Annotated in this window: 14 protein-coding genes and 1 tRNA gene; 12 read left to right on the forward strand and 3 right to left on the reverse strand. The window is 59.3% G+C overall.

Annotation, left to right across the window (positions count from 1 at the left end; all coding sequences use genetic code 11):
- Positions 1-89 precede the first annotated feature (89 nt).
- A complete protein-coding gene (nirD, locus tag EC9_RS00305; protein ID WP_145341372.1) occupies positions 90-407 on the forward strand; it encodes a nitrite reductase small subunit NirD in 318 nt (105 codons plus the stop codon).
- Between the two features lie 305 nt (positions 408-712).
- On the opposite strand, the gene EC9_RS00310 is transcribed toward nirD, so the two are convergent.
- Together EC9_RS00310 and EC9_RS00315 are read right to left on the reverse strand one after the other, a co-directional pair.
- Entirely contained in the window at positions 713-1,435 is a 723-nt protein-coding gene (locus EC9_RS00310; protein WP_145341374.1) for a polysaccharide lyase family 7 protein, read from the reverse strand.
- 803 nt (positions 1,436-2,238) lie between these two features.
- A tRNA-Arg gene (locus EC9_RS00315) sits at positions 2,239-2,312 on the reverse strand.
- A gap of 169 nt (positions 2,313-2,481) precedes the next feature.
- On the opposite strand from EC9_RS00315, the gene EC9_RS00320 reads away from it, so the two are divergent.
- The 9 genes from EC9_RS00320 to EC9_RS00360 all read left to right on the forward strand — a co-directional run bounded on the left by EC9_RS00320 (position 2,482) and on the right by EC9_RS00360 (position 13,123).
- Positions 2,482-3,957, forward strand: coding sequence for an outer membrane protein assembly factor BamB family protein (locus tag EC9_RS00320; RefSeq protein WP_218934476.1), 1,476 nt, complete (start codon positions 2,482-2,484; stop codon positions 3,955-3,957).
- An 84-nt stretch (positions 3,958-4,041) separates the two neighbouring features.
- Positions 4,042-5,115 carry a thiamine phosphate synthase gene (locus EC9_RS00325; protein ID WP_145341377.1) on the forward strand — a complete coding sequence of 358 codons (1,074 nt, stop codon included), beginning with the start codon at positions 4,042-4,044 and terminating at the stop codon, positions 5,113-5,115.
- A gap of 8 nt (positions 5,116-5,123) precedes the next feature.
- Positions 5,124-6,020, forward strand: coding sequence for a hypothetical protein (locus EC9_RS00330; RefSeq protein WP_145341379.1), 897 nt, complete (start codon positions 5,124-5,126; stop codon positions 6,018-6,020).
- Positions 6,021-6,415: 395 nt separating this feature from the next.
- Positions 6,416-6,979, forward strand: coding sequence for a class IV adenylate cyclase (gene cyaB / locus EC9_RS00335; RefSeq protein ID WP_145341380.1), 564 nt, complete (start codon positions 6,416-6,418; stop codon positions 6,977-6,979).
- Positions 6,980-7,115: 136 nt separating this feature from the next.
- A complete protein-coding gene (locus EC9_RS00340) occupies positions 7,116-8,510 on the forward strand; it encodes an MFS transporter (protein WP_145341382.1) in 1,395 nt (464 codons plus the stop codon).
- Positions 8,511-8,603: 93 nt separating this feature from the next.
- Entirely contained in the window at positions 8,604-9,383 is a 780-nt protein-coding gene (locus EC9_RS00345) for a metalloprotease (RefSeq protein WP_218934477.1), read from the forward strand.
- Between the two features lie 289 nt (positions 9,384-9,672).
- Positions 9,673-10,005 carry a hypothetical protein gene (locus EC9_RS00350; RefSeq protein ID WP_218934478.1) on the forward strand — a complete coding sequence of 111 codons (333 nt, stop codon included), beginning with the start codon at positions 9,673-9,675 and terminating at the stop codon, positions 10,003-10,005.
- A gap of 988 nt (positions 10,006-10,993) precedes the next feature.
- Positions 10,994-12,451: an ammonium transporter gene (locus EC9_RS00355; RefSeq protein WP_246105895.1), complete on the forward strand. Its 1,458-nt coding sequence runs from the start codon at positions 10,994-10,996 to the stop codon at positions 12,449-12,451.
- Between the two features lie 324 nt (positions 12,452-12,775).
- Positions 12,776-13,123 (forward strand): P-II family nitrogen regulator, encoded by a 348-nt coding sequence (locus EC9_RS00360; RefSeq protein WP_145341385.1) that lies wholly within the window; start codon positions 12,776-12,778, stop codon positions 13,121-13,123.
- Between the two features lie 432 nt (positions 13,124-13,555).
- Here EC9_RS00360 and tatC read toward each other — a convergent pair whose 3' ends face one another.
- Positions 13,556-14,707: a twin-arginine translocase subunit TatC gene (gene tatC / locus EC9_RS00365; RefSeq protein WP_145348937.1), complete on the reverse strand. Its 1,152-nt coding sequence runs from the start codon at positions 14,705-14,707 to the stop codon at positions 13,556-13,558.
- Between the two features lie 568 nt (positions 14,708-15,275).
- On the opposite strand from tatC, the gene EC9_RS00370 reads away from it, so the two are divergent.
- Both EC9_RS00370 and EC9_RS00375 read left to right on the forward strand, forming a co-directional pair.
- Complete coding sequence (locus tag EC9_RS00370; RefSeq protein ID WP_145341387.1) at positions 15,276-16,244, forward strand: type I phosphomannose isomerase catalytic subunit; 969 nt, start codon at positions 15,276-15,278, stop codon at positions 16,242-16,244.
- Positions 16,245-16,477: 233 nt separating this feature from the next.
- Complete coding sequence (locus EC9_RS00375; RefSeq protein WP_145341389.1) at positions 16,478-16,732, forward strand: membrane or secreted protein; 255 nt, start codon at positions 16,478-16,480, stop codon at positions 16,730-16,732.
- Positions 16,733-16,912 lie beyond the last annotated feature (180 nt).

Genomic DNA, 16,912 nt, shown 5'->3' on the forward strand with positions numbered 1-16,912 from the left:
GACGCTTTCAGGGGCCTCCCCCTTGTCGATGCCCGCCTTGTCATCCCTAATTTGTCAGATATCCCCATGCCCTTGCAAGAGACGAATCGATGAGCGACTTTGAGACCGTTGGAAAAGTAGAAGATTTTGAAGAAGGCAAAGGCCAAGCGATTCCGGTCAACGGGCGGATGGTCGCCGTCTTCCGGGTTGGCGAAGAGTTCTACGCGATCGACGACCTCTGTCCCCACATGGGCGCTTCGCTAGCCGAAGGGCACGTCGACGACGAGAAGGGAGTCACATGTCCCTGGCACGCCTGGCGTTTCTGCATCAAAGATGGCACCTGGTGCGACAACCCGAAAGTCAAAACCGAAGCCTTCGAAGTCCGCGTCGTCGACGGCGAAGTCCAAGTCCTCGTCTCCGACGATTGATCAAACCCGCCGCCAAATCTGCTGATCAAAGCTGTCGCTCTCCGCGCCGCATCAGCCGCAGAGCGGCGGTCGCATAAAGCCTGGCGGCGCGAGCCCAGGCATCGACGGTCCGCAATATCACGCGTCCCAGCAAATCCGCCGCGCCGCATCAGCCGCAGAGCGGCGATCGCATAAAGCCTGGCGGCGCCAGCCCCAGGCCTCGCGCGTCCAGCTCGATCGCGCGCGTCCCCGGCCAATGCACCAGCACACGCCCAGCCGCGGAGCGGCGGTCGCATAAAGCCTGGTGCCGCAAGCCCCAGGCCTCATTACATCTCTCGAACCTGCAACCGATAGATCACCACTTCGCCATACGAATCCTCGGCGTCCCCTTTGCTTGGGTTCGATTGCGTGTAGCAGCCGGCTTTGAAGTAGCAGCCTGCTCGCGCTACCTGCCAATCCATCGCCAGTTCTCCTTCGTACCAAACTTTGACGCGCCCGCCGCCGGCTTGGATCTTCAAATCGAAGGGCGTTCCCAATGGGTATTTGCGGTCGAGCATCACCGTATCCAACGCATTGCGTTCGATGAACAGTTTTGTTCCTTCCAGCCGGATCATGATCAGATCGTCTTGGGCGTCGTGGATCTGAGCGCAGACGACGTGCTTCTTTTTGGCAGGCGTCTTCGTGATCGCGACGCGCATCGTCATCGTATGGAGCGTTTGCCCGGCGGTGCTCCAGTCGGCATCCTCTCGGCCGCGTTCGATCATCTCCCTCAGTTCGCTGCGTGGGAATTTTGAACCCTTCGTCGTGGCGCCGCCGCAATGGGCGCGAAAGACGACGCCGTCGTCTGCCTCGTTGATGAAGAAATAACGCGGATCGACAAACGTCTTCAGATCGGGGGAGATGATCTCGTCGGCTCCGCCCGAATCATCGGCGTCGATTGGGAGCGTCAGTTTCCAGTTCGATAGATCCAGAAGCTTTGCCGGCGGGTCGGCATCCACCAGCGAAACGGGGATCACCAGAGCGAGGAACATTACAACAAGTCGGGGCATAGTGGGGTCCAGTTAACAGGCGGTAGGGCCGGGGCGCGTTGGCGCCGATGCCGTCTCCGCGTAGAGCGTCATTGTAATGCGGCGCGAGTCGTGAGAGAGATAGCGTTTTCGGTGTTTGATCTGTTTCGGAACCCAAGCCATTGGGTAGGGCCGGCCCCTTTGGCCTCGAGTGTGTGTTGTTCGCGGCCGATTTCCCAGGGCGTTGCCCTGGGCTGGCGTATCGCCGCCCCTTTGGGCCTGATGAGACGCGAACCAATCGCTCATGTTTTGGCTTCGATGGACAGCGGGCCAACAATTCGGTTTCGTTGCCCGATCGAATCGAGTGTTCTACGCCCCAACGGGGGCGGCCCTATGTCAGCCCAGGGCAACGCCCTGGGACTCGATGTCGGAAACGTTTCGGCTACCATCTGCGATCCCGTCGGGATTCGGTGGCAGTTGCTGGTTTTGCCACAGAGAACTCAGAGGCCACCGAGGATTGGATTCGTGGCGGATATTCTCTGCGGCCTCTGTGGCAAGCGGTATCCCAAAGGGACTGCAGAAGGTAGCCGGAGGTCGTCGCGCAGCGGCGCCCTCCGGTACGCGGGAACCCCAACGCGCGATGCTCCCGCAGGGATCGCAGATGAATGTGCGCCCCCCGCCGGGGGCGGCGATCGATTACGTGAACGTTTCCGGTGGTATTCGCTGCGCTCAAACCACCGGCTACCGTCTACGATCCCGTCGGGATTCGGTGGCAAGATCGTTTTCAAAATAGAGGGGCGCTGATGTATTTCACGCCCGGACAAACGACTGCACCCAATGAAAAATACCCTGAGCGGGACTCGAACCCACGACCTACGCTTTAGGAAAGCGTTGCTCTATCCAACTGAGCTACCAGGGCGGTTGATGGGGCTGATTATCGCTTGCCTTGCGGCGTTGGTAAACGGTGCCTGAGGATGAATTTCCAAATCGTTGTAGGCGATCGGGCGAGGGGTTTAGGTTAGAATCGGAGCTGCTCAATCGGTGGCGTTGGCTGCTGCCGACTTCTCGGTCCTCGCTGGATGCCCGCCATGTCTTCGCTTCGAATCGCCCTCTCTTTCAGTCTGGCAATGCTGCTGATCGCCTCGCCTGCTCTGGCTCGCAACTGGACCGATAGCACGGGAGCTTACAAGATCGAAGCTGATTTTGTTGGCTTCGACGGCTCGATCGTGCAACTGAAAAAGGCTGATGGTTCGATCTCGCGACTGCCGATCGCCCGATTGAGCCACCGCGATCAGGTGTGGGTTCGGGCGGAGATGAAACGGCAGGCCATGCCGACCGATGAACCGGCGGCTTCGGCAGCGGAGGGACTGGCGTCGACCGATTGGCCCGGCTGGCGCGGTCCGCAGCGCGATGGGATCTCGCGCGAACAGGGACTGCTGAAAGAATGGCCCAGCGTCGGACCGCCTCTTCTTTGGTCGTCGCGTGGACTCGGCAACGGGTTTTCCTCTTTGGCGATCGCCGGCGACAAGATCTACACGATGGGGAAAAAAGGTGGCCAGGTTCAACTGGTCTGTGCTAGCCGCGACGACGGGAGGGTGATCTGGGAAACGCCGGTCGGCGACGGCAGCGATCCCAATTGCACGCCGACGTTGGATGTTGAAGCCGGTCTGGTCTACGGACTCTCGCATGCAGGAGACTTGTTGTGCACGTCGGCCAGCGACGGCGCGGTCGTTTGGCGAAAGAACTTCCCCAATGACTTCGGCGGACGGATGATGTCGATGTGGGGCTACAGCGAATCCCCGTTGATCGATGGCGATCGGCTGATCTGCACTCCCGGCAGCGATCGGGCGGTGATGGCAGCTCTCGATAAAAAGACAGGGGATGTGATCTGGCAGACGCCGATGCAAGAGGGAACGGCGGGGTACGCGTCGCCGGTGATCAGCCACGCCGGCGGGATCAAACAATATGTGAATCTGGTCGGCAAGGGATTGATCGGCATCCGCGCCGCCGATGGCGAGCCGTTGTGGCATTACCCTCGCGTTGCGAACACCACAGCCAATGTGCCGACACCACTTGTCGACGGGAATTTTGTCTTCTGTTCCAGCGGGTATGGCGACGGCGGCAGCGCGCTGTTGGAACTGAAGAAGCAGGGGCGGACGATCCGGTATCGCGAGGTCTATTATAAGGACAACCGCACGCTGCAGAATCATCACGGCGGGATGATCTTGATCGACGGCAAGATCTACATGGGGCATGGCCACAACCAGGGCTTTCCCCGCTGTGTCGATCTGCGCAGCGGACGGACGGTCTGGGGCGAGGGGCAACGCGGGCCGGGCAAAGGTTCGGCGGCGATCGTAGCGGCCGACGGGCATCTGATCTTTCGCTACGAAGATGGCGTCGTGGCATTGATCGAAGCGAATCCCGGCGGCTACCAATTAAAGGGAGAGTTCAAGCCGGCGTCGGTCAACGGCAAAGCTTGGGCGCATCCGGTGATCGCGGGCAAACGGTTGTATCTGCGCGATCAAGACGAACTCCACTGTTACGACATCGGTGCGGGATCATGATTAGAGAAAGGGTGGATGGAAAGGTGCGGGTTTTCAGGCAGGGAAAAGACCGAAGCGATCGCATCGGTATGGGAGCATAAAGGGATGGATGGAAAGGAATCGACGCCCAGCGGCGTCTGGCGGATCTTGGACGCGTCGTTGAATCGGGCCAGCGAAGGGCTGCGGACGATCGAGGAGTACGCGCGGTTTGTGCTCGGCGATCCGCAGTTGTCTGAACAGTTGAAACAGCTGCGCCATCAGACAGCTACCGCGGCGGAGGGCATGCCGCGCTTGCAGCTGTTGGCCGCTCGCGACACGCCCGGCGATGTCGGCACCGCGATCGAAACGCCTACCGAAACCGAGCGCGTCGACGCGTTAGCGGTGGCGATCGCCGCTGCGGCTCGCGTTCAACAATCGCTGCGTTGCCTGGAGGAGTACGGCAAGATTGTCGACAGCGGGATCGGCCGCGCGTTCGAAGCCTGCCGCTACCGCTCGTACACGCTGTTTGCGACGCTGGAACAATTGAGTCAACGGCGCGATCGGTTGGCCGACTGCCAGTTGTATGTGCTGGTCGACGGCGGCGATTCGATCGAAGCGATGACCGTCACGATCGCAGAGCTTGCGGAGGCGGGAGCGGATTTGATCCAGTTGCGCGATAAGCGATTGAACGATCGCGAACTATATGAACACGCCGCGGCGGCAGCGGCGACGCTGAGGCCCAGCCGCTGTCTGTTCATCGTCAACGATCGCCCCGACATCGCGGCGGCGGTGCATGCCGACGGCGTGCACGTTGGCCAAGACGAACTGCCAGCCACGGTTGTTCGTCAGATCATCGGTCCGGAAAGATTGTTGGGCGTGTCGACGCACTGCGTGGCTCAGGTCGAGCAAGCGGTTTCCGACGGAGCGGACTACATAGGTTGCGGACCGACGTTCCCGTCGGGGACGAAGTCGTTCGAAGCGTTTCCGGGAACCGATTTCTTGCGCGATGCGGCGGCAACGACTACGCTGCCCGCGTTTGCGATCGGCGGGATCGGGGCGGAGAACCTGGCATACGTGATCGAAGCGGGATTTTCACGCGTCGCCGTGGCGGGAGCGATCACGCGGAGCGAGTCGCCGGCGGCGATGGTGACGGAACTGAAACAACGGCTGCTGCGGCAGGATGAATCAACGAACAGGTGAACGTGTCGATGAAATTTTCTAGTCAAGGAACTGTCGGTCTGTTGTCGGCGATGCTGCTGTTGGTGGTTGTCGGCATCGGAGTCGCCGCGTCTGGTCCCGCCGCGGACGAAGCGGCGATCGAAAGCACGCAGTGCACGATCGAGTGCAAGGATGTGGGGGAGAGCAGTGGGGTGGCGGCGTCGTGGCGGCACGAGGGGATCTTGTGGACGCATAACGATTCGGGCGATTCGCCGCGATTGTTTGCGATGGATCAGCAGGGACGTCATCGCCAGGAGGTCGAGATCTCCGGCGCCAAACACGTCGATTGGGAGGACATCGCGTCGTATGAGTTGGACGGCCGGCCGCAACTGTTGATCGCCGATGTCGGCGACAACGGGCGGCGGCGAAAAGAAGTCGTCTGCTATCGCGTGAACGAACCGAAGCTGGGGAACAAGCGGATCAAGGTCGATCAGATCTGGCGGATCCAATATCCCGACGGGCCGCGCGATTGCGAAGCGGTGGCTGTCGATGTGCAGGAGCGGGTGATCCTGCTGGCGTCCAAGGTGAGAAATTTTGCGGCGGACGTTTATAGCGTTCCGTTGGAGACGGGGGAGAAGGATGCGAAGGTGATGGCGACGCGCGTGGGAACGATCGCGATGCCGATGATCACCGCGATGGATATCGATCCGCGCGATGGGCGGATCGTGGTCGCATCGTATGTCGACGCGATGATCTTTCCCCGGAAACAGGTTGCCGGTGGCGGGAAGGTCGATTGGGAAGCGACCTTCGCTCAAACGCCGACGCTGTTGCGGACGCCTTGGCGTCGGCAGGGGGAAGCGATCTGCTTCGACCGCCACGACGATGCTGTCTGGCTGACGAGCGAAAAGAAGCCGGCGCCGCTGATCCGCGTCGCGGTCCCTCGCTAGTGGACGGCAGTTAAGAGACAACGGTCCTCGCTTAAACACAATGCCGTTCAACGAAGCGTAGTGGACGAGGCTACGAGTCCTGTTGCATGCATCAGACCAAATCGCTGGGACTCGTAACCTCGTCCACTACATCCCGCCGCTAATTCTTGCGACGGACCGAGGCTCCTTCGTTGCGCGAGTGAGTACGAGCACGATGATTGAATCGTGCGTTCGGGGATCTAGCTGCTGAGTCGCCGCTTCGTTCTGTCCGCCGGTGCCCGCCAATTGCGACGGCGGCTAGGATTGTGAATATTCAAAGGTAACGGGTTCGCGACCAACGTCAGTTAACCTACCTTCAGCACGCGGTTTATCCACTGATTGCTTGCCGCCACCCGACCAATCCAACGAGCGCAACGATGTCCCAATACGAAGTCGAACTGAAATTTCCGGTCGCCAATCTGGCGGCGCTTCGCAGGCAATTGATCGATCGCGGCGCGCGGCCGCTGGGGATCCAGCAGCATCGCGATACATATTACAACCATCCCTGCCGCGATTTTGCCGAGACGCACGAGGCGCTGCGGATCCGCCGCGTCGATGATCAGCCGATGATCACCTACAAAGGGGCCAAGCTGGATAGTCCGGTGAAGACCCGGATCGAGCTGGAGTGGGCGTTGGGAGCTGGCGACGTCGACGGATCGAACACCGAAGCGATGTTGGTTCATCTGGGATTCCGCCGCGTGGCCGAGGTCGCCAAGCAGCGAGAGTCGTTTGCGGTTCAGCCGGAGGCGCCGTCGAGCGAGTTGACGGTGACGTTGGACGATGTTCAGCGAGTCGGCACGTATGCGGAGATCGAATGCATCGCCGAAGCCGACGGGATCGGGCGGGCCCAAGAATATGTGCAAGCGTTTGCCGAATCGTTGGGGTTGCAGAATCCCGAAAAACGAAGCTATCTGCGGATGCTGCTGCAGGCCGATGGCTAGGCCCGCTCGCGGCGGATCGCTGTCGCATTCAAGGATCGTACGTGGCAAACCGCCACACATCGCAAGCGATCCCCCTTTGTTCGTTTCGGCTGCCGCGGTTTAAACTGCAAGTTGTTCCGCAGATCGGTGGCCCATCGTGCCGCCGCCGCGTTGCGATCTGCCGCGACGCTGCATTTCAGTTCTCACAGCCCAGGAATCGGTCATCTCCGAGCTCATCGAAAGCTCTCCCGCCAGCAACGACGACGCGGACGTTCCCGATCGGGAACCGCCCGTCGAGGATCGCGTGCCCGCCGCGGCGTCGAAGAACTTCATCGTATTGATGCTGTATCAGGTGGTCTTGCGAGTCGGTTGGATCTTCAAGACCGAGAGCGTGATCATGCCGGCGGTGTTGGACTTTTTGGGAGGCAGCGGGATGCTGCGCGGCTTGCTGCCGCCGATCAACCGAGTCTGCCAAAGCTTGCCTGCGCTAATGTTGGCCGGGCAGATGCAGATGGCTCCGCGGAAGAAGATCTGGTTGTGCGTTTGCACGGTGTTGATGGCGATCTGTTTTGCGTTGCTAGCGGTCGGGTTCTACTTGCTGGATGCGCATCCCGTCACGCTGCAGGTCTTTTTCATCGCCATCTACGCGATCTTCTTTGTCGCGACGGGGATGACGCAGGTGCTGTTTCATACGCTGCAGGGCAAGTTGATTCCGGTGGGAGATCGTGGTCGTTTGCTGTTGGTGACAAATGTCGTTGGCGTGACGGCGGCGGTCGGGGCTGTTTGGATCTGCATGCCAGCTTGGGTAACGGCTGAAGGAGTCGAATTCCATTGGTTGTTTGCCACATCGTCGATTGCGTTTTTTGTCGCCGCGGCGATCGCTTGGTGCGTCGACGAACCGGCGGTGATCAGCGAAGCGCCCGAAGCGGTTCAGGGAATACGGGCGCGGTATGCGGAAGCTGTCTTGCCGTTTCGCGACGACCCCAATTTTCGACGGCTCGCAATCGCAGCGGCTCTGTTTGGTTCGACGATCATGTTGTTCCCGCACTACCAATCGCTTGGCCGCGGCGGATTGCTGGGGGGCGATTTTCGCAGCCTGATGTTGTGGTTGATCGTGCAGAATCTGGGGACCGCCGCGTTCAGTATGGTCGTCGGGCCGTTAGCCGATCGACGCGGCAATCGGATCGCGCTGCGATTGGGATTGATCGGTGTGACCGCGGCGCCGTTGTTGGCGATCGGGTTGGTCTGGACCGAGATCGCGTGGGCGTTTCCGATCGTGTTTGTGTTGGTTGGGCTGACGCCGGTGTTGTTGCGATTGTTTATGAATTACACCTTGGAAGTCGCCCCGACCGACAAGCATCCGTCGTATCTGGCGGCGATCAGCGTCGCCACGGGACTGCCGGTGCTCTGTTCTCCGGTTGTTGGAATGATGATCGATCGGGTAGGTTTTTCGCCGGTATTTGTGGCGATTTCGCTGTGTGGCGTCGCAGCGTGGTGGATTTCGGGGCGGCTGGAAGAGCCACGTTGTTCGGGGCTCCATGGGGAGCGATGATAGTTCGCGTTGAAGCGGAAGAGGCGATCGCATGTAGCGATGGGCCGTTGGTTTGTGGTGCTTAGAAATCGAGATCTTAAAGGTGGTGTGGGGATGTTAGCCGAGCCGGGACGGACAGCTTACGACGTGAACTTTGGACTGCTTGGGTTTCCCGTTCGGATCTCGATCGGGTTCTGGATCATGGCGCTCATTTTCGGTTACGACCTCGTCTCGCAATTGTCGCAATTGTTTCCGGGCAGCCGGGGTCCATTGTTGCTGTTGTGGATCTTTTCGGTCTTCGTATCGATCTTGATTCACGAGCTCGGACACGCCTTGGCGATGCGAATATGTGGGCTGCATTCGTCGATCGTGCTGTATCATTTTGGTGGGTTAGCGATCCCGCAAAACACGTTTGGCGCGGGGTTTTCCAAAAAAAAGAACTCTAAAGTTGAAAAAATTTTCATCTCCGCCGCTGGCCCGCTGGCCCAATTGTCGCTGGCTGCGTTCGTGATCGGACTGGCGAAAGCTCGCGGGTTTGAAATTCTGTTGTTGCCCGAGTTTCTGGCGACGGTGCCGAGCTTGGCAGGGGGAGAACCCATCGATTCCCCTGGTATGTTTGGCTTGGTGAATTTTTTGGTCTGGCCCAGCGTGATGTGGGCACTGTTGAACTTGATTCCGGTTTATCCACTTGATGGGGGGCAGATTGCCAAGGAAATCATTGAGCTTTTTGGCGGCACTGCCTATCACGCCTTGGTTTTGTCGATGGGTTGCGCGATGTTGATGGCCCTGTGGGGCTTCATGTCGGGGCGATTGTTCATGACCCTGTTGTTTGCGTCGTTAGCGTACAGTAATTACGAAATGTTAGGTGGCGGCGGTTTCCGAAGGCGATATTGAGCGAGTCGGAGCGTGGGTCGCGAGGCTATCGAGACTGCAATTTCCGCGACTTGCGGGACGCTGGAAAGTGCGATTTTGGCGAGCGGTTTTTGTGGAAAAGATGTTGCATTAACTTGCAATGTTCGTACAGTTACGCTCCAGAACGCCAGTCGTGGACTGCGTTTAGCGTCTTGAACGGTCAAGACGCAGACACCCATGCGGTGTTTCGTTCGTCGGCGGGTGTGGCCGGTGTCGTTTGATCTATTCGACACAAGATCCCGCCGGGCATTCCCCAAGCGGAGCAAGTACAGTGGCAAAGAAAAAAGCGACCAAGAAGAAGGTTACCAAGAAGGCTGTAGCGAAGAAGGCACCTGCCAAGAAAGCAACAGCTAAGAAGGCGCCAGTGAAGAAGGCGACCGCCAAGAAGGCGCCAGTGAAGAAGGCAACCGCCAAGAAGGCGCCAGTGAAGAAGGCAGCGGCGAAGAAAGCCCCTGTGAAGAAGGCGACAACCAAGAAGAAGGCGCCCGTCAAAAAGGCCGCTGCAAAGAAGGCGCCTGTCAAAAAGGCTACGAAGAAGGTCACCAAGAAAGCCGTAGCCAAGAAGGCTCCCGCCAAGCGAAAGACCGCCAAGAAGCGTCGTTAAGCTTCTCGATCTGTCAAACTACTAAAAACGCTGTTCCGCTCGGTTGCGGAACAGCGTTTTTCTTTGCCCTGGTGGGATCGGTGGTGCGAACTGACGCTCTGGCGTTGGACGCATACCGTGGGCTCTCTGTGAGGTGATTGGGACGAGGTTGCTCACGTCGCTGTTGTCAGCATAGTTGCTTGCCGACTCCGTGAAAGCATTGCAATCCGAGCTCTGCAACGGCCACGCTTCACCATTTGCCAATCGACATCCCGCGATGCACCAGGCAGACGCCGCGATAGGCTCTTTCTGAGCCCGTTGTCGCGATCGAGCGGTCGACAGGTCAGCCTGCTCCGTCGATGGACGGAGAAGACCGAAGGGCGTGCTGATCTGGAAGGCGTTCTCCGCCCCTTACCACCGCCGTCAGTATGAGCTCCACACGCCTCTTCGCGACATCGACGGGTAGGCATCTGCTGGCTCGCGATCCCGATGGAGGCCAATTCCGATTTGCCCGGTGGCCGATCCATCCGTCCGCCAACCTTATCCCGGTTCCCTCGAGCGCCGAACGGCTTGCGTACCGGAAGCTGACTTCAATTGGGGCCCTTGTTTAGTCGGAGGGCGTCGCCGTTTCGGGATGCCCATTGCGGTGGCTCGTCCCGCTGTTCGGACAGCCTCGGTCGTGCCTAAGTTCGCGACTTCCGATGCCCAAGCTCTAGGCATTCCCCTCTGGTTTGCGGTGGCAAACTGCGCTCATGAAGAAAATTGAAAATTGTTTGAGCCCGCGTTTTGCTGTGATTGGGCGGTTTGATGGGGTGTGGGCAAAGGCCTTTGGCATAGCCGTTGCAATAAGCACACCTTCGCTGACCTAGCACCGATCCGGTCGAGACCACAATGGCCCGGGCAAACAACGGAGCGTGGCAAGGAGCAATCAGCAAACACTGTTTAGGCGGCTGAGCGTTTCTGCCGTTCCTCGCGTTAAAAGTCCTCAGAAAACAGAAGAGAATCATTCATGTTACAGGTTGGAAGAATTCCAGGATGGTCGATTGCGATCATCGCTATTGGGTTGTTGGGGGTGAGTCTGTCACTTACGTCGGTTGCATTTGCGCAGGATGCGGAACCGGCGACCACGGAAGCCACTGAGGCTGCCGGCGTAAGTGACGCTCCGCCCGTCGAAGAAGAGGTAGTGGTTGAAGAAGAAGTCGAAGCGGGTTCGGAAGTTGGTTACGCGTTGGACAACGCGATCTTGTTCTTGTGTGCTGTTTTAGTTTTGTTCATGCAGGCTGGCTTCGCGATGGTCGAAGTTGGTTTGAACGCAGCCAAGAACACGATCAACATCCTTTACAAGAACGTGATGGACCTTTCGGTCGGTGCGTTGTTGTTCTTTGTGATCGGGTTCGGATTGATGTATCCGGGCAGCTACAAAGAAGATCCCAACCCTTATTTCGACTTTGGTGGCGTGGGGATCTACGCTGCTAGCGAAGGGCAGACCTTCAGCCCCGATGTCGATTGGTTCTTCCAAGCCGTCTTTGCTGCGACCGCTGCGACGATCGTTTCGGGTGCTGTCGCCGGCCGGATGCAATTCAAGGCTTATTTGATCTACAGTGCGATCCTGACCGGGATCATCTATCCAATCAGCGGCTACTGGAAATGGGGCGGCGGATGGTTGACCCAATTCGATGGCGGATTGGCTTTCCAAGACTTCGCCGGATCGGCAGTTGTCCACGCTTGTGGCGGTTTCGCTGGCTTGGCCGGTGCGATCATCCTGGGCCCACGCCTTGGACGTTTCGCGAGCGACGGAAAATCGGTTCCAATGCCTGGTCACAACATCGCTTTTGCAGCCCTGGGTGTCTTCATCCTGTGGGTTGGATGGTACGGATTTAACCCTGGCAGCCAATTGGCATTCCAATCGGCAGCCGACATCGACGCGACCACTTTCATCGCCGTCAACACAACGCTTTCGGCAGCCGCTGGTGTTGTCACCGCGACGATCGTCAGCTGGATCATGTTCGGCAAGCCCGATCTTTCGATGAGCCTCAACGGTGCGTTGGGTGGCTTGGTCGGCATCACCGCTTGCTGCGATTGCTTTACCAACATGTGGGCGATCGTTATCGGTGCCGTTTCGGGTGTGATTGTTGTCGCCGCGATCGTCGCTTTGGACAAATTGAAGATCGACGATCCCGTCGGTGCCTTCCCCGTGCACGGTGCTTGTGGAGTCTGGGGCTGCATGGCCATCGGATTCCTGCCAAACACTCACTTGGACGGTGGATCGACAAGCTTCATGGTGCAGTTGATCGGAACCGCTTCGATCTGTGCTTGGGCCTTTGTCACGATGATGGTCCTGTTCCTGATCCTCAAAGCTGTTGGTGTTCTGCGTTGCTCGGCTGAAGAAGAGACCGCTGGCTTGGATATCTCCGAGCACGGTATGCACGCTTACCCAGCAGACAGCTTGGCTCCAGCAGCCGGCTGATGTTCGCTCAAGAGTGGCTGTGAGCTAGCCTGGCTCGCGGACGCTATTTGAATCTTCTCGGCTCTTGCCTGGGCCAGAGGATACCCCAATGGCTCGCGGTGGATGTCCGCCTCATCCACCCGAGCCGGGGTTTTTACCTTCTCTTTGTACTGGCCATTTCGAGCCGGTGCCTCGATCGCGAGCACGAGCGATCGACTCGCGATGCAGCCGGTTGCTGCCCCTTCCAAGATCAAGCCTAGTTGTCACGGCGTGTGATCGTTGGCTAGATTCATCGCAGTCTCTCAATCCTTTCGATCGCGCCGATCCACCGGAAAGCCCCGTCTGATGAAACTGATCATTGCCATTATCCAGCCCGACAAACTGGAAGCGGTTAAGAAAGCGCTGACCGAGGTCGAAGTCTTCCGCTTAACGGTTGTCGATTGCCAGGGCTTCGGCCGCCAGAAAGGTCAGACCGGCGTCTACCGCGGTCACGAGTTCTCCGTCACGCTGCTCCGCAAAGTCCAGCTGCAGATCGCCGTCAACGACGAGTTTGTGCAGCCGACAGTCGATGCGATCCTCTCGGGCGGGCGAACCGGCGAAGAGGGGCAGATCGGCGACGGCAAAGTCTTCGTCCTGCCGATGGACGATTGCGTGCGAATCCGCACAGGCGAACGAGGCAGCGAAGCGATCTAGTAGGATTTGCGACGATCCCGAAGCACGCGATATTCGCGAGAGGAACGTTCCGGCAGTGCTCGCAGATGGTAGCCGGTGGTCGTCGCGCAGCGGCGCCCTCCGGAACCCGCGGCCCCAACGCGCGCTGGTCCCGCAGTGATCGCAGATCGATGTGCGCCCCGTCGGGGGCGGCGCTCGATAACGTGAACGGTAGCCGGTGGTATTCGCTGCGCTCAAACCACCGGCTACCGTCTGCGATCCCGTCGGGATTCGGTGGCTGTTGCTGTTGCGATTTTTGCCACAGAGAGCTCAGAGGCCACCGAGGATTGGGCGCGTGGCTAATTTCCTCTGTGTGCTCGGTGATCTCGGTGGCAAACGACGCTCCCGCAGGGACTGCAGATGGTAGCCGGAGGTCGTCGCGCAGCGGCGGCCTCCGGATGACTCCAGCGCTCGCTACGCCGGGTCGTAGCCTTCGCGGCCGATGCCGCGTCCCTTGGGCATGAACTTGCACAGACCGATGCCGAGGAAGTAGAGCAGGATCAGGGGGAGCATCAGGGCGATCATGCTGTAGATGTCTGCGGGGGTCAGGATCATCGACAACACCGCGATCACCAACACGGCGATCCGCCAGCTGGAGATGTAGGCGTCGGTTTCGAACAGCCCGATCCGCTGCAGGAACAACATCACCAACGGCAATTGGAACGCGATCCCAAATCCTAGCGGCAGCAACAGCACGAAGTTCACGTAGTTGCTCAGCCGCGGCACTAGGTCGACGTTCAGCGACGCGTTAAACGTCAACAGGAAGTCGATCACATACTGCAGCACCAGGAAGAAGGCCAGCACGACGCCCGAGACGAACAGCACGACGCTGAAGGGCATGTAAACGTAAACGTATTTGCGTTCGTGTTCGTACAGTCCCGCCGCGACGAAATTCCAGATGTGGTAGAAGATCCCCGGGCTGCCCAGGATCGCACCGATCACAAGCCCCGCTTTCAACCAGATCATGAACGTCTCTTCCATCTGAAACGAACTCAGTCCCGCCCCGGCCGGCCGCCAGATCGTGACCGGTTTCAGATTCTTTTCGGGGTTCTCGAAGACCGCGTCGGGAACCTGGGCGTCGATCGTCGTCATCGAACCGCCAGTCGCCCCGGCAGCTTTGGCTTCCGTCTCGTCGGCTGTCGGTTTGGCTGGCTCCGCCGGCGGTTTGGCGTCGGTTGGCTCGGGCTTGTCGGCTGTGTCCGCTTTTGCAGCGGCTGCTGGTTTGGTCTTCGCGGCGGCAGCTTTCGCCTTTTTCTCGTTCGCTTGGCGTTGGGCTTCCTCCTGCTCGACAGCCTGCTCGTCGATCATGTAGACGGTTTCGTAGATCATCCCCTTTTCGGTCAGCCACTTCTTCATCGGCTTGGCGTCTGCGGAGTGCGGGTCGATGTTCATCTTGTACAGCGTCTGATCGGCCATGAACCGCGTGATCGCTTGTTCCAGCGGCAGCTGCACAAACTGGACGACTCGGTCGGCGAAATAGAGTCCGATCGCGAGGCCAAAGGCGAGCCAGATCGCCGCCTTGAGCAGCGATTTTCGGAGTTCGTCGAGATGTTCGCCGAACGTCATCGTCGAACCCTCGAACAGATCGTCTTTGGGCGCTTTGGCGGTATTCAGTGCGTTTTGTGCTTTGGCTTGATTCACGGTTCTATCAAACAACTGAAAGGGAATGGATGGAAGGAGGTCGGTGGCATGTGGGGCGCCAGCGTCGCGATTTCATCAAATGCAGTCCCGGCGTACCGGGAACCGATCGTGGAATCAGCGGAAACGACTCGCCTGTTGGGCAACTGCGTCGCGGGAAGCGCGAGCGAATTGGGTGGCCATGGGATCTCTCTGCCGTGGATGAATGAGACGATTTTTAGCCACGGCGAAAGCAAACAAATCAACCAGATTGGGACTGTTTGGACCGCGAGAATTTGGGGGAGCCTTTCCAGGTGTTTGAAACCAGTTATCCACACAGGCCTTGCCGTTGGCTGAGCCGCGTGGATCGGAAAGCCTTTTCAGTCTAGTTGATTCCTTCCACAAAGCAATACAATAGCGACGCCGATTGTTCTCTGGTGCGATCCGAAGCGATCGCTTCGACGTCGACAGTTTCGGCTGCTCCCACTCGTTCTCCCTTTTCACCCCGGCGCCACCGATGCAAGCTCCGCTCCGCTTCCAACCCCTGTTTCGTGAATACATCTGGGGGGCGCGTCGGTTGGGGAGTGTGTTGGGCAAGCCGATTGGCGATGCTCCGCGGTACGCCGAGAGCTGGGAGATCGTCGACCATGGCGAGGATCAAAGCATCGTCGCCGACGGGCCGCTGGCCGGCCAATCGCTCTCGGATCTGCTCCGCACTTCCGCCGCCGATCTGCTGGGGGCCGAACTGGCTTGCGACCGTTTTCCGCTGCTGCTGAAATACCTCGACTGCGACCGCGTCCTGTCGGTCCAAGTCCATCCCGACGACGCCTACGCGCAAAAGATGACGCCGCCCGATCTGGGCAAGACCGAAGCCTGGTACATCATCGCAGCCGATCCGGGCAGTCTGATCTACGCCGGGCTCAAGGCTGGCGTGGGGCCCGAGGAGCTTCGCGCCGCGTGCGCCGCCGGACGCACCGAAGATGTTCTGCACACCTTGCAGCCATCGGCTGGCGATTGCGTCTTCATCCCCGCCGGGACGGTCCACGCGTTGGGGAGCGGTTTGCTGGTCGCTGAAATCCAGCAGTCGAGCGATACGACGTTTCGGCTGTTCGACTGGAACCGCGTCGACGATGCGGGGAACAGCCGCCCGCTGCACGTCAGCCAAGCGATCGAAGTGACCGATTACGGCCGCGGGCCTGTCGAGTTTCAGAAGCCGCAATCGCTGCCGACCGGCGGCCAGCGATTGGTCGGCTGCGATAAGTTTTTCCTCGATCGCTACTGCGGCGGTTCGCAACACGAAGTCGGCGGCGACGGGCGGTTCCGGATCCTGACAGTCGTCACCGGGGGGGCGTCTGTCGCTTGGCGGGATGGGCAGTCGATGCCTCTTCCGCTGGGCCAGACCGTTCTGTTGCCCGCGTCGCTGGGCCAGGTGCAGCTGTTGGGAGGCGACGCCGATACCGTCGTCCTCTGCATGGGCATGCCGTAACGCACGCGGGGGCCCTCGACTTGGGTGGGACGCCTGGCATTAAATTGTGCGGCGTGTAGCGGTCCTCTGCCGCCGGGATCTGTTGTTGCAGAAGCGGCCGACGGCGTGCCGATCCCTAACACCAGTCATGACGCTTTGCTAGCAAGTGAAGTTGCCATTGGCGGGCGGTAGCTGAAAAACCTATGCTCCCACCCCTCCCCCTCTCCATCAGTTACTGGCAAAAGGCACATCCCATGCGATATTCCCTTGCGATCATCGCTGCGATTGGCTTCGTTTCGGTTGGCTGCCGCGGGTATAGGACGCCGTTCAACACGTCCCCCGGCACGACACAACAGCAACGATTTGAAGCGGTCGCACACGATCCTTACCCCGAAAACGACTTGGGGCCTGAAGTTGTCGGCGGTCGCCCGCGGGACTATCAGAAACCGATTGCCGAACCGGTCCGCGATAAGATGTACAGCGAGAAACGCTCCTGGTTTTCCAATTGATCCGCCTCGGCAGTGCTCCGGTCCGACCGGTCACAGCCCTCTCAATCGGTCGATCGCAGGGAAAAGTAGGACGATAAGGGCAGCTTGTATACGCCCGTACCCTACTCTAATGATCAGGGTTTACGTTATCGTTGATGTTTGAATCGTCCGCTACAACATCAAGCGGGACCGATCAGTGTT

This window comes from Rosistilla ulvae, assembly GCF_007741475.1.
Lineage (GTDB): Bacteria > Planctomycetota > Planctomycetia > Pirellulales > Pirellulaceae > Rosistilla > Rosistilla ulvae.

Coding starts and splice junctions, on each gene's coding strand:
- EC9_RS00320 (WP_218934476.1), top strand. CDS start 2,482: ATGTCTTCGCTTCGAATCGCCCTCTCTTTCAGTCTGGCAATGCTGCTG.
- EC9_RS00355 (WP_246105895.1), top strand. CDS start 10,994: ATGTTACAGGTTGGAAGAATTCCAGGATGGTCGATTGCGATCATCGCT.
- EC9_RS00345 (WP_218934477.1), top strand. CDS start 8,604: ATGTTAGCCGAGCCGGGACGGACAGCTTACGACGTGAACTTTGGACTG.
- cyaB (WP_145341380.1), top strand. CDS start 6,416: ATGTCCCAATACGAAGTCGAACTGAAATTTCCGGTCGCCAATCTGGCG.
- EC9_RS00360 (WP_145341385.1), top strand. CDS start 12,776: ATGAAACTGATCATTGCCATTATCCAGCCCGACAAACTGGAAGCGGTT.
- EC9_RS00375 (WP_145341389.1), top strand. CDS start 16,478: ATGCGATATTCCCTTGCGATCATCGCTGCGATTGGCTTCGTTTCGGTT.
- EC9_RS00370 (WP_145341387.1), top strand. CDS start 15,276: ATGCAAGCTCCGCTCCGCTTCCAACCCCTGTTTCGTGAATACATCTGG.
- tatC (WP_145348937.1), bottom strand. CDS start 14,707: ATGACGTTCGGCGAACATCTCGACGAACTCCGAAAATCGCTGCTCAAG.
- nirD (WP_145341372.1), top strand. CDS start 90: ATGAGCGACTTTGAGACCGTTGGAAAAGTAGAAGATTTTGAAGAAGGC.
- EC9_RS00310 (WP_145341374.1), bottom strand. CDS start 1,435: ATGCCCCGACTTGTTGTAATGTTCCTCGCTCTGGTGATCCCCGTTTCG.
- EC9_RS00330 (WP_145341379.1), top strand. CDS start 5,124: ATGAAATTTTCTAGTCAAGGAACTGTCGGTCTGTTGTCGGCGATGCTG.
- EC9_RS00325 (WP_145341377.1), top strand. CDS start 4,042: ATGGATGGAAAGGAATCGACGCCCAGCGGCGTCTGGCGGATCTTGGAC.